This window comes from Aquimarina sp. 433, assembly GCF_054054605.1.
Genome location: NZ_JBSWZK010000001.1, coordinates 153,265 through 165,707, shown reverse-complemented (window position 1 = coordinate 165,707; position 12,443 = coordinate 153,265). Strand labels below are relative to the sequence as shown.

11 protein-coding genes are annotated in these 12,443 nt (G+C 34.4%); all 11 read left to right on the top strand.

The features are described from left to right. The first annotated feature begins 238 nt into the window (after positions 1-238). From mraZ to ACWNT5_RS00720, 11 genes are read left to right on the top strand one after another with little or no spacing between them, the layout of a single operon-like run. Positions 239-709, top strand: a complete 471-nt coding sequence (mraZ, locus tag ACWNT5_RS00770) for a division/cell wall cluster transcriptional repressor MraZ (RefSeq protein WP_299604649.1) — start codon at positions 239-241, stop codon at positions 707-709. Further along, complete coding sequence (rsmH, locus tag ACWNT5_RS00765; protein ID WP_456516319.1) at positions 687-1,592, top strand: 16S rRNA (cytosine(1402)-N(4))-methyltransferase RsmH; 906 nt, start codon at positions 687-689, stop codon at positions 1,590-1,592. The genes mraZ and rsmH overlap by 23 nt, the downstream gene beginning before the upstream one ends. 9 nt (positions 1,593-1,601) lie before the next feature. Then, positions 1,602-1,913, top strand: a complete 312-nt coding sequence (locus tag ACWNT5_RS00760) for an FtsL-like putative cell division protein (protein WP_299603019.1) — start codon at positions 1,602-1,604, stop codon at positions 1,911-1,913. A gap of 60 nt (positions 1,914-1,973) precedes the next feature. Then, positions 1,974-3,914, top strand: a complete 1,941-nt coding sequence (locus ACWNT5_RS00755; RefSeq protein WP_456516697.1) for a penicillin-binding protein — start codon at positions 1,974-1,976, stop codon at positions 3,912-3,914. Continuing rightward, complete coding sequence (locus ACWNT5_RS00750) at positions 3,911-5,374, top strand: UDP-N-acetylmuramoyl-L-alanyl-D-glutamate--2,6-diaminopimelate ligase (protein WP_299895435.1); 1,464 nt, start codon at positions 3,911-3,913, stop codon at positions 5,372-5,374. The genes ACWNT5_RS00755 and ACWNT5_RS00750 overlap by 4 nt, the downstream gene beginning before the upstream one ends. 55 nt (positions 5,375-5,429) lie before the next feature. After that, complete coding sequence (mraY, locus tag ACWNT5_RS00745) at positions 5,430-6,659, top strand: phospho-N-acetylmuramoyl-pentapeptide-transferase (RefSeq protein ID WP_456516696.1); 1,230 nt, start codon at positions 5,430-5,432, stop codon at positions 6,657-6,659. Position 6,660: 1 nt separating this feature from the next. Next, a complete protein-coding gene (murD, locus tag ACWNT5_RS00740; RefSeq protein WP_456516318.1) occupies positions 6,661-7,995 on the top strand; it encodes a UDP-N-acetylmuramoyl-L-alanine--D-glutamate ligase in 1,335 nt (444 codons plus the stop codon). 43 nt (positions 7,996-8,038) lie between these two features. Beyond that, a complete protein-coding gene (locus ACWNT5_RS00735) occupies positions 8,039-9,268 on the top strand; it encodes an FtsW/RodA/SpoVE family cell cycle protein (RefSeq protein ID WP_456516317.1) in 1,230 nt (409 codons plus the stop codon). Beyond that, the gene (murG, locus tag ACWNT5_RS00730) at positions 9,265-10,365 is read left to right on the top strand and encodes an undecaprenyldiphospho-muramoylpentapeptide beta-N-acetylglucosaminyltransferase (RefSeq protein WP_456516316.1); all 1,101 of its coding nucleotides are present in this window, start codon (positions 9,265-9,267) and stop codon (positions 10,363-10,365) included. The genes ACWNT5_RS00735 and murG overlap by 4 nt, the downstream gene beginning before the upstream one ends. A 10-nt stretch (positions 10,366-10,375) precedes the next feature. Further along, positions 10,376-11,725 carry a UDP-N-acetylmuramate--L-alanine ligase gene (murC, locus tag ACWNT5_RS00725; RefSeq protein ID WP_299603004.1) on the top strand — a complete coding sequence of 450 codons (1,350 nt, stop codon included), beginning with the start codon at positions 10,376-10,378 and terminating at the stop codon, positions 11,723-11,725. Continuing rightward, positions 11,722-12,438, top strand: a complete 717-nt coding sequence (locus tag ACWNT5_RS00720; RefSeq protein WP_299603001.1) for a cell division protein FtsQ/DivIB — start codon at positions 11,722-11,724, stop codon at positions 12,436-12,438. Before murC ends, ACWNT5_RS00720 begins: the two co-directional genes overlap by 4 nt. The last annotated feature ends 5 nt before the right edge of the window (positions 12,439-12,443 follow it).

Genomic DNA, 12,443 nt, shown 5'->3' with positions numbered 1-12,443 from the left:
GAATACTGCGACAGTATTTTTTTAGATTTTTTTAATCCTTCATTTTTTTTCTTCCTGAATAGGTCAAAACCAAGAATTTATACCTAAAACGATATTTCATTGATAAGCAAAATAGTAGGGTGAGAGTGTTGAGGTTTGAAGATTTTTGAAGACAACTTATTAACAATGTGGTAGATTGTGGTAAAAAGTGGTAAAATTTTCAATATATTTGACTAATTATAGAAGTAAGAAGGAAAAAGTGGTAAATCTTATAGGTACATACGAGTGTAAAGCTGACGCGAAAGGTCGTTTGATGTTGCCTGTAGCATTTAAAAAACAGCTTTCGTCAATTTTGCAAGAGGGTTTTGTATTAAAACGTTCAGTGTTTCAGTCTTGTTTGGAGCTGTATCCAATGGAAGAATGGAATCTGCTAATGCAAAAAATGAATAAGCTGAATCGCTTTAAAAAAAAGAATAATGATTTTATCCGAAGGTTTACAGCAGGAGTTAAGGTTGTGGAAATTGATGCAACAGGACGTCTTTTGATACCTAAGGATTTAGTGAGTTTTGCTGGGATTACCAAAGAGCTAGTGCTGTCATCCGCTGTTAATATTATTGAGATATGGGATAAGACTCAATACGAAAAAGCAATTGATGATGCCGCTGTTGATTTTGCAGACCTGGCAGAAGAAGTAATGGGATTCGACGATGAAGCAGACGGAATATCATAATCCAGTTTTATTAAAAGAAACTGTAGATGGACTAGATATAAAACCAGATGGGTTATATGTAGATGTAACCTTTGGAGGAGGTGGTCACTCTAGAGAGATTTTGAAAAGACTTGGTCCGAATGGAAAGTTATATGCTTTTGATCAAGATAAAGATGCTTTAACAAATACTATTGATGATGATAGGTTTGTATTGATTAATGAAAATTTTAGGTTCATAAAAAGATTTCTTCGTTTTCATGGGGTTCGCAAAGTTAATGGTGTTTTAGGAGACTTTGGGGTTTCTTCACATCAATTTGATGTGGCTGAAAGAGGTTTTTCAACCAGATTTGAAGCAGATCTTGATATGAGAATGAATCAGGATCACGAATTATCCGCCTATCATGTGATTAATGAATATGATGAGTCGGATTTAAGAATGATGTTTTTGCAATATGGGGAGTTAAGAAATGCTCCAAAATTGGCAAGGGCTATTGTGGGAGCTAGAAATAAGCAGCCTATTAAGACAAGTTTAGAGCTAAAAGAAATATTAAAGCCTTTTATGGTAAAGCATAAGGAGCATAAGATACTTGCTCAGATATACCAGGCTATACGGATAGAGGTGAATCAGGAAATTGAAGTGCTGAAAGAATTTTTAATGCAGACACAGGATATACTAGGTGTTGGCGGGAGAGTGAGTTTTATCTCTTATCATTCTTTAGAAGATAGATTGGTAAAACGATTTATTCGTAATGGGATGTTCGAAGGAGAACCAGAGAAGGACTTGTATGGTAATGTGTCGGTTCCTTTTAAAAGAGTGGGAAAGTTAATCGTTCCTTCCGAAGAGGAGATTAAAATAAATAATCGAGCTAGAAGTGCAAAATTAAGAGTGGCAGAGAGAATTTGATAAAAGGTTATGAAGCAGACAGTGTATGATATATTAAAAGGTAAGTTTTTGATTGCAGATGATGCAATGAAGAATTGGCGTATGCTTCTCTTTCTTTCCTTTTTAGCCATTATTATGATTGCGAGTTCTCACAATGCAGAAAGTAAAGTTCATGAAATTGCTAGGTTAAATAATGAAGTAAGAGAATTGAGAACACAATTTGTAGATGGAAGAACAGAGTTGATGCAGTTAAAAATGGAGTCATCAGTAATTGAAAAGATGACGAAGAAAGGAATTAAAAGACCAACAAGACCACCACAGAAAATAATAGTAAAAGAATAATTTGTTTTGGCAGTAAAAGATAAGAACATATTAAATAGGTTATACTTCATTTCAGGATGTATGTTCATCTTCGCTATTTTGGTGTTGGTAAAACTGGTGAAAACACAATTTGTCGAAGGGGATACATATCGTGCTAAAGGAGAGCAACGAGTTTTTAAAACATTTGATATACCGGCCAATCGAGGTAATTTGTATGATAGTAAAGGGAATTTGTTAGCTACTTCAGTTCCTAAATATGATATTCGATTTGATGCGGTAACGGTAACCGATAAAGATTTTAGAGAAAATATAAATGAGTTGTCTAAGGCCTTGTCTAAAGAATTTGGAAAATCGCCAGAGTATTATGATGATGCATTAAGAAGAGCTCGAGATAATAAGAATAGATATTTCTTAGTGAAAAGGAATTTAGGGTATTCTCAGTATATGAGAGTAAAGAAATTTCCTTTGTTTAAATATGGTGCTAATCGTGGCGGACTGATTGTGGAACAACGTACGATTCGAGAACACCCTATTGGAAAGATAGCCGAGAGAACTGTAGGTTATGAGCGACGAGATGACCAAGGGTATTATACTAGAGTAGGACTCGAAGGTGCTTACGGTCCGTTTTTAAGAGGTAAAGAAGGAAAACGTAAAAAACAAAAAATTGCAAAAAACCAGTGGAAACCTATTGGAGACGCAAATGAAGTAGAACCTCAAGACGGATTTGATGTAATATCTACAATTGATGTAAATGTACAAGATATTACCCATCATGCATTGTTAGCGCAATTAGAAAAGTTTGAGGCTGAACATGGAACAGTTGTAGTAATGGAAACTAAGACTGGTGAGATTAAAGCAATTTCTAATCTAGGTAGGACGAAATCAGGAAAGTACTACGAGAAATTAAATTATGCGGTGGGAGAATCTCATGAACCTGGATCTACCTTTAAGTTAATGGCGATGGTCGCGGCACTAGAAGATAAAGTAATTGACTCTAGTTATGTTGTGGATACAGAGAATGGAAGAGTCCGATTCTATGATCGTGTAGTGAAAGACTCTAAATGGGGAGGATACGGAAAAATTTCTGCTGCTAAAGCTTTCGAGTTATCATCAAATACAGCTTTTGCTAAAATCATAGATGAAAATTATAAAGAAGATCCTAAAAAATTTGTAAACCGATTGATGAATATGGGGTTGCATAAAACATTAGGGTTGTCTATTAAAGGAGAAGGGAAGCCTAAAATACCATATCCAGGTGATAAAGATTGGTACGGAACTACGCTTCCGTGGATGGCTCATGGATATGGGGTTGCCGTAACGCCTTTGCAAACATTAGCATTTTATAATGCGATAGCAAATGATGGGGAGATGGTAAAACCGAGATTTATTAAAGAAGTAAAAGCTTGGGATAAAACTCAAGAAAAATATGATAAAGAAGTTTTGAATCCTGCTATCTGTTCCAAAGAGACTGCTAAAATAGTTCAGGAAATGATGAAGAATGTAGTTATCAGAGGTACAGCTGATAATATACATACAGATAACTTTCAGATAGCTGGGAAAACCGGTACTTGTTGGGGTAATTATGGAAAAGATAAAGAAAGAGAATATATATCCTCTTTTGCTGGATATTTTCCAGCAGAAGATCCGAGGTATTCTTGTATCGTTGTAATTCATAAGCCGAATAAGGAGAAAGGATATTATGGGAATATAGTAGCTGCACCGGTTTTTAAAACTATCGCACTAAAAGTATATAACGATATACCTGTGGTTGATGAAGTAAGTGCAGATATTGTTGGAAGTAAAGAGATAAATGAGAGTTATGAAGGGTATTTTCAAAAAGCAAGAAAGCATAAAACTATAATGCCCAATGTAAAAGGAATGCCAGCAATGGATGTAATTTCTCTTTTAGAAAATATGGGATTAAAAGTTGAAATCAAAGGTTCGGGAACTGTGAAAAGTCAGTCTATAGAACCAGGAACAAAAGTTAAGAACAATCAAACTATTAGGATAGAATTATCGTGATCGAGTTAAAAGATATTTTATATAAGGTACCTATTAATGCTGTTGTTGGAAATACTGCAACAACTATCAATAAGATTGAATTTGATTCTAGAAAAATCAAACAAGATGATGTCTTTGTGGCAATTTCGGGGACGGTTGTTAATGGGCATGATTATATAGAGAAGGCAACTAATAATGGAGCAATCGCAATTATTTGTGAGGAGATGCCAGAGTTTTTGATTGATGGTTTGGTGTATGTTCAAGTAGAGGATACTCAAAAAGCATTAGCAATAATAGCAAATAACTATTTCGGATCTCCGTCTGAGAATTTGAAACTGGTTGGAGTAACAGGGACTAATGGAAAAACTACCATAGCAACCTTATTGTATCAGCTTTTTAAAAAAGCAGGATTTAAAGTTGGGCTTCTTTCAACCGTAAAAATACTAGTGGATGATGTAGAATTTAAGGCTACTCATACAACACCAGATTCGCTTACAATTAATCATTATCTGAAAGAAATGAATGATGCTGGTGTTGAGTATTGTTTTATGGAGGTGAGCTCTCATGGGATTGATCAAAAAAGGACTGAAGGATTGGAATTCGAAGGAGGTATTTTTACGAATCTATCTCATGATCATTTGGACTATCATAACACTTTTAAGGAGTATCGTGATGTTAAGAAACGATTTTTTGACCAGTTAGGTAGTAAAGCTTTTGCTTTAACAAATAAAGATGATAAAAATGGAAGCTTTATGCTTCAGAATACGAAGGCAAAGCAATATTCGTACGCACTTAAATCCTATGCGGATTTTAGAGGGCAAATTCTTGAAAATAGTTTGGGCGGTCTTTTATTAAAAATAAATGATAATGATGTTTGGACAAAATTGATAGGAAGTTTTAATGCGTATAACCTTTTGGCAATTTTTGGAACAGCAGAATTGTTAGGTCTAGAAACCTTAGAGATTTTACAATTACTAAGTGATTTAGAAAGTGTGAGTGGTAGATTTCAGTATTTGATTTCTGATAAAAAAGTAACAGCCATAGTCGATTATGCACATACTCCTGATGCTTTAAAAAATGTCTTGGAGACGATCAATGATATCCGTACCAATAACGAAACATTGATTACAGTAGTTGGTTGTGGAGGAGATAGAGATAAGGCAAAAAGACCTGTAATGGGAAATATTGCAACAGCTCTAAGCAATAAGGTGGTTTTTACAAGTGATAACCCAAGGACTGAAAATCCAGAACAGATTATAGAGGATATAGAAAAAGGAGTGGAGCCACAAAATTATAAGAAAATCATATCCATTACAGATCGTAAACAAGCCATTAGAACTGCTTGTCAATTTGCAGAAGAGAATGATATCATTCTAATAGCTGGAAAAGGTCATGAGACGTATCAGGAGACAAATGGTGAGAGGATTGATTTTAATGATTTTGAAATAGTAAAAGAAGAACTGAAAAAAATAGGAAAATAAATAAACCCTTTTCATTCCAGAGTTATTTGGATGTATTGGAAAGGTATTGATGAGTATGTTATATTATTTGTTTCAATATTTAGAAAATGAATATCGGTTTCCTGGAGCATCTTTGTTCCAGTTTATCACCTTCAGAGCGGCGATGGCGATTATCCTATCGTTATTGATATCTACTATCTATGGTAAACGAATTATCAGTTTCTTAAGAACCAAGCAAATGGGCGAAAGTATTAGGGAATTAGGTTTAGAAGGACAAGCTGAAAAAGCTGGTACTCCAACAATGGGAGGAATTATTATAATCCTTGCTACTGTGGTGCCAGCATTACTTTTTGCTAAAATCGATAATATATACATCATCCTTTTACTGATTACCACCTTGTGGATGGGAGTAATTGGCTTTACAGACGATTATTTAAAGATTAAAAAGAAAGATAAAGAAGGGTTGGCGGGTAAATTTAAAGTAATTGGTCAGGTTGGATTAGGTCTTATTGTTGGTTGCACTATGTATTTCCATGATGATATTACGATAAAGGAAGAGAAGTTAAATTCTGATATCGTTCAAATAGAATCTAGTGAAGAGCAATCAGATTTTAATCCTGCGGTGAAATCTACTAAGACTACAATTCCATTTTCTAAGAATAATGAGTTTGATTATGCTAGTTTGATCACCTGGATCAGTCCGGACTTAGCTAAATATGCGTGGTTGATTTTTATTCCTATTGTAATTATCATAGTAACTGCGGTTTCGAACGGAGCTAATCTCACGGATGGGATAGATGGTTTAGCTGCTGGTTCTTCAGCAATTATAGTACTTACACTAGCACTGTTTGCTTGGGTGTCTGGTAATATCGTTTTTTCAGATTATCTCAATGTAATGTATATACCCAATTCGGGAGAGATGACCATTTACATTGCTGCTTTTGCAGGAGCACTCGTTGGGTTCTTATGGTACAATACGTATCCAGCACAAGTTTTTATGGGAGATACAGGTAGCTTAACAATTGGCGGAATAATCGCGGTAATCGCTATTGCTATTAGAAAGGAACTTTTGATTCCTATCGTTTGTGGAATATTTTTTATAGAAACCCTTTCTGTAATGATGCAGGTAAGTTGGTTTAAGTATACTAGGAAAAAATATGGAGAAGGAAGAAGGATATTTTTGATGTCGCCATTACATCATCATTATCAGAAAAAAGGGATTCATGAGAGTAAAATAGTCGCAAGATTTTGGATTATCGGAATTATTCTGGCAATTGTGGCAGTGATTACTCTTAAAGTAAGGTAGTGTGAAGCGATTAGTTGTTTTAGGAGCAGGAGAAAGTGGTGTAGGAACGGCTATTCTGGGTAAAAAAGAAGGGTATCAGGTTTTTGTTTCTGATAAAGGAAAGATAACTGATCATTATAAAAAGGTTCTTAGAAATTTTGAAATAGAATGGGAAGAAGAAAAGCATACAGAAGATAAAATTCTAAATGCTGATGTAGTCATGAAAAGCCCTGGAATTCCTGATAAAGTGTCTTTAATACAGAAGCTAAATGGATTAGGAATACCAGTGATTTCGGAGATTGAGTTTGCATCACAGTTTACCTCCGCTACTATTGTTGGAATTACAGGTAGTAATGGAAAAACCACCACAACGATGCTTACGCATCATTTGGTAAGTCATGGAGGTTTAGATGTAAACATGGGAGGTAATATTGGAGATAGTTTTGCGAAGCAGGTTGCAGAAAATGATGCTGAATATTATGTGTTAGAGCTAAGTAGTTTTCAGTTAGATGGAATCAAAACATTTGCGCCACATATTGCTGTGTTAACTAATATCACTCCTGATCACTTAGATCGATATGATCACAAATTTGAAAACTATATAGCTTCAAAATTCAGGATTGTAATGAATCAAAATGAAAATGATTATTTCATTTATGATTCCGATGATAAAGTGATTACAAAGTATTTGAAAGAGCATCCTATTCGTTCAAAATTGCTGCCTTTTTCATTAAAGGAAAAAGTAGAGAATGGAGCGTATTTAGAAGAAGATAATATAAAAATAATAATAGACAACAACGAATTAACCATGCCGACAAAAGATTTAGCATTAAAAGGAAATCACAACGTTAAAAATGCTATGGCAGCAGCCACAGTATCGCAATTATTGAAAATAAGAAAGACTACTATAAGAGAGTGTCTAGAAAATTTTCATGGGGTAGAACATAGACTAGAAAATGTCTTAAAAATTAATAACGTTCAGTATGTGAACGATTCCAAAGCGACCAATGTTAACGCTACTTTTTATGCGTTAGATGCTATGAAATCTTCTACGGTTTGGATTGTAGGAGGTGTGGATAAGGGAAATGATTATACAGAGTTGTATCCCCTGGTAAACGAAAAAGTAAAAGCAATTATTTGTTTAGGTGTGGATAATAGCAAAATTATCAATGCTTTTGGTAATTGTGTAGATAATATCATAGAAACGCAATCAATGAAAGATGCTGTTAACATAGCTTATAAGATAGCGGAGCGTAATGAAAATGTATTGTTGTCACCTGCTTGCGCTAGTTTTGATTTGTTTAAAAACTATGAAGATAGAGGAAGGCAATTCAAAGAAGCTGTAAGAGAGTTATAACATTGTTTTACATAAAAGAAATAGAGAATAAGAATTTAGTAGAGTGACCAAAGTTTTAAAAAATATAAAGGGAGATAAAGTTATATGGGCTATCGTAGCCCTGTTGGCATTGTTTTCATTCCTTCCTGTATATAGTGCTAGTAGTAATTTAGCGTATTTGTATGGAGATGGAAATACCTTTGTGTATCTAGTAAAGCATTTTGCACACTTGCTTTTAGGTTTTGGTATTATGTATTGGGTGCATAAAATTCCTTTCCATTATTTTAAAGGGCTTTCTATTATTATGATACCTGTAGTCATAGTATTGTTGTTGTTTACAATGGCTCAAAATAATACTATAGGAGGAGCAAATGCCAGTCGATGGATTCGGTTGCCTTTTGTAGGAGTTACTTTCCAAACATCTACATTAGCTGCGGTAGTCTTAATGGCTTATGTAGCTAGATATCTTTCTAAAATAAAAGATAAAAAAATCAGCTTTAAAGAATCCTTACTTCCATTATGGTTGCCTGTTTTTTTAGTACTAATGTTGATATTACCAGCTAATTTCTCCACAGCTGCAATTATCTTTTCAATGGTAATTATGTTAGTATTTTTAGGTGGCTATCCCATAAGATATATCTCGGTAATATTGGGGTCTGGATTACTGGTGCTTACCTTTTTTATTCTAACAGCAAGGGCATTTCCAGATGCATTTCCGAATAGAGTAGATACATGGGTAAGTAGAGCAGAAAACTTCTTTAATGATAAAGATACTCCTGAGGATTATCAGATAGAGCGCGCTAAAATTGCTATTGCAAGAGGAGGAGTTATCGGAAAGGGACCTGGTAAAAGTGTGCAAAGAAACTTTTTACCACAATCTTCTTCAGATTTTATTTATGCGATTATTATAGAAGAATGGGGATTGATAGGAGGAGTTTTTCTAATGTTCCTGTATTTAATGCTATTGTTCAGGTTGGTAATTGTAGCACATAAGAGTTCGGATATATTCGGAAAACTATTGGTAGTTGGTGTAGGATTGCCCATTGTATTTCAGGCATTGATCAATATGGCTGTTGCTGTAGAGCTTTTTCCAGTTACCGGACAAACACTTCCTTTAGTTAGTAGTGGAGGTACCTCTATATGGATGACTTGTATGGCACTAGGAATGGTGTTAAGTGTAAGTAGTAAAAGAAGTGTTGATATAAATGAAGAGGAGTCTGATCCTATAAATGCAAAAAAAGAAGAATTAACCACAGAAGAAAATCCTTTAGAGGTATTGAGTGAAGCAATATGATAAAGCAACCTAAGATTATATTATCAGGTGGAGGTACAGGAGGACATATTTATCCTGCGATCTCCATAGCTAATGAATTGAAACGTAGGTATCCAGAAGCTTCTATTTTATTTGTTGGGGCTAAAGATCGTATGGAGATGCAAAAAGTTCCAGAAGCAGGGTATCCTATAGAAGGTTTATGGATTAGTGGTATTCAGAGAAAACTATCATTGAGCAATTTGATGTTTCCCTTAAAGTTGATTAGTAGTCTTTGGAAATCAAAAAAGATTATTAAAAAATTTCAGCCAGATGTGGTAATTGGTACTGGAGGTTTTGCTAGTGGGCCTTTATTAAAAATGGCAAATTCTGCAAATATTCCAACGGTACTTCAGGAGCAAAATTCGTTTCCAGGAATTACTAATAAGTGGTTAGCAAAAGGAGCAGATAAAATTTGCGTGGCTTACGATGATATGGATCGGTTTTTTCCGGAAGATAAGATCATCAAAACAGGAAATCCTGTTCGTCAGGATTTGTTGGAAATTGATAGTAAAAGAAATGAAGGGCTCACTACATATAATCTTGATCCAGAAAAGAAAACGATTTTGGTTATTGGAGGAAGTTTAGGAGCCAGAAGAATCAATCAACTTATAGAAAAAGAGTTGACTTTTTTTGATAAAAATGAAATTCAAGTGTTATGGCAATGTGGTAAGCTGTATTATGAGGAGTATAAAAAATATGATAGCACTAAAGGAGTTCAGGTTCATCAGTTTTTGAATACTATGGATTTGGCTTATGCTGCAGCTGATGTAATTGTTTCTAGAGCTGGAGCTAGTTCAGTGTCTGAATTGTGTATCGTAGCAAAACCTACATTGTTTATACCATCTCCAAATGTAGCTGAGGATCATCAAACAAAAAATGCCAATGCAATTGTAAGTCAGAATGGTGCTAAAATGCTTCAGGAAAGTGAGCTTGATGAGAAATTTGAGAAAACGATTACACAGTTATTGTCGTCAGAAGCTATGCAGATAAAGTTGACACATGCTATAAAAAAGCTTGCATTACCAGATGCTACAAAAGATATTGTAAACGAGATTGAATTATTGATAAGAAGGAATTGAGATTAAAGGGATGAATAGAGATTTAAATAGTATACATAACATCTATTTTATTGGTATCGGAGGTATCGGTATGAGTGCCCTTGCAAGATATTTTAAGTTTTTAGGTAAAAATGTAGCTGGGTATGATAAAACGCCAACTCAGATAACTAAAGATCTGGAAGCATTAGGAATTCAAATTCACTTTACGGATGATGTAAGTGTGATTCCGAAACAGTATTTGGAAAAAGAAGAAACACTGGTGGTATATACTCCTGCGATACCAAATGCACATACAGAATTAAATTTCTTTAAGACTCAAAGTTTTTCTATAAAGAAGAGAGCTGAGATTTTGGGATTCATCACGAAGGATCGATATACGTTAGCAGTTGCAGGAACACATGGCAAAACAACCACTACCGGAATTTTAGCACATTTATTAAAAGAAAGTGGAGCAAAAGTGACAGCTTTTTTAGGAGGAATTAGTGAAAACTATAATTCTAATCTAGTGTTAGAAGGAGATGAAGTGATTGTGGTAGAAGCTGATGAATTTGATAGGTCATTTTTGCAATTGTATCCTGATATCGCATCAGTAACATCTATGGATGCAGATCATCTAGATATTTATAAAAAAGCAGATGCTTTAGAAGAGTGTTTTAATGAATTTGCTTCAAAAGTGAAAGATCATATTTTGGTTCGTAATGGATTACCACTTTCAGGGAATACTTTTGGAATCGATGATGACTCTGATTACTGTGCTCAAAATATTAGAATAGAAAACGGCACATATATTTTTGATTTAAAAACACCTTCTCAACTAATTAAGGATTTGCATTTAAACCTGCCAGGTAAACATAACTTGTTAAATGCTATCACAGCCTTTGCTATGGCATTGCTTTATGGCTCCCCAACCACTGCCTTAGCAAAGGCTTTATATAGTTTTAGAGGTGTTCAAAGAAGATTTAGCTATCAGATCAAATCAGATTCGTTAGTGTATGTGGATGATTATGCACACCACCCGACAGAAATAGATGCACTACATCAGGCAATTAGAGAAATGCATCCGGGAAAAGAGGTGTTAGCAATTTTTCAGCCTCACTTATATAGTAGAACACAGGATTTTGGAGCAGACTTCGCAAGGAGTTTAAGTCAGTTTGATCAACTATTATTATTGGATATTTATCCAGCTAGAGAGCTCCCGATAGAAGGAGTAACATCGAAGTGGTTGCTGGAGATGATTGATTTGGAAGATAAAAAAATAGTATCAAAAGAAAGTTTAATTGAAGAAGTTTTAAAAAGCAAAGCTGAAGTTATCACGACAATTGGAGCTGGAGATATTGGAGAAGAAGTTACAAGTATAAAAGAAGCATTGTTAAAGGTATGAAGAAGGTATTGACATATGTAAAATATATTGGACTCATTGGATTGATAGCTTTTCTTTTTGCGTTTACAAGTACCAGAAACGAAAAAAGAAAAATTGAAGGAGTGGAGATAGAATTCATTGAAGAACAGAATCCTTACATAAATGAATTAACGGTTAATAAATTGTTAATACAAAATCAAGTTGGAGTGACGAATGTAGGTAAAGAAATTTTAGTTTTGAATAATGTAGAGAAGGGGCTGGATGCACACAAAATGATTGAAGATTCAGATGTGTATCTCACTGTTAGCGGACAACTTAAGGCACGAATCAAGCAGCGTACACCTATCGCTAGGGTTAACGCAGTCGTTCCTTTTTATGTCGATGTTACAGGTAATACGATGCCATTATCGGATAATTATTCGGCTCACGTACCTCTTGTAAGCAATGTTTCAGAACGAGAAGTTTCAGAAGTTTTTCCATTATTAAGAAAAATTCAGGAAGATGAGTTTTTAAAAAAACATGTAGTAAGTGTTTATCAAAACAATATTGGTAATTATCAATTGGGATTACGAGTATATGATTTTGAAGTTGTTTTTGGAAAAATAGAAAGGTTAAATAGTAAGGTTAAAAATTTTAAGGCATTTTATCAAAAGGCATTAAAAGATAAAAGCCTAGGAAAATATAAGAAAGTTAGTTTGCAGTTTAGGAATCAAGTTGTGTGTACAATAAAATAATGCCA

Coding starts and splice junctions, on each gene's coding strand:
- ACWNT5_RS00720 (WP_299603001.1), top strand. CDS start 11,722: ATGAAGAAGGTATTGACATATGTAAAATATATTGGACTCATTGGATTG.
- rsmH (WP_456516319.1), top strand. CDS start 687: ATGAAGCAGACGGAATATCATAATCCAGTTTTATTAAAAGAAACTGTA.
- ACWNT5_RS00755 (WP_456516697.1), top strand. CDS start 1,974: ATGTTCATCTTCGCTATTTTGGTGTTGGTAAAACTGGTGAAAACACAA.
- mraY (WP_456516696.1), top strand. CDS start 5,430: ATGTTATATTATTTGTTTCAATATTTAGAAAATGAATATCGGTTTCCT.
- murG (WP_456516316.1), top strand. CDS start 9,265: ATGATAAAGCAACCTAAGATTATATTATCAGGTGGAGGTACAGGAGGA.
- ACWNT5_RS00760 (WP_299603019.1), top strand. CDS start 1,602: ATGAAGCAGACAGTGTATGATATATTAAAAGGTAAGTTTTTGATTGCA.
- murC (WP_299603004.1), top strand. CDS start 10,376: ATGAATAGAGATTTAAATAGTATACATAACATCTATTTTATTGGTATC.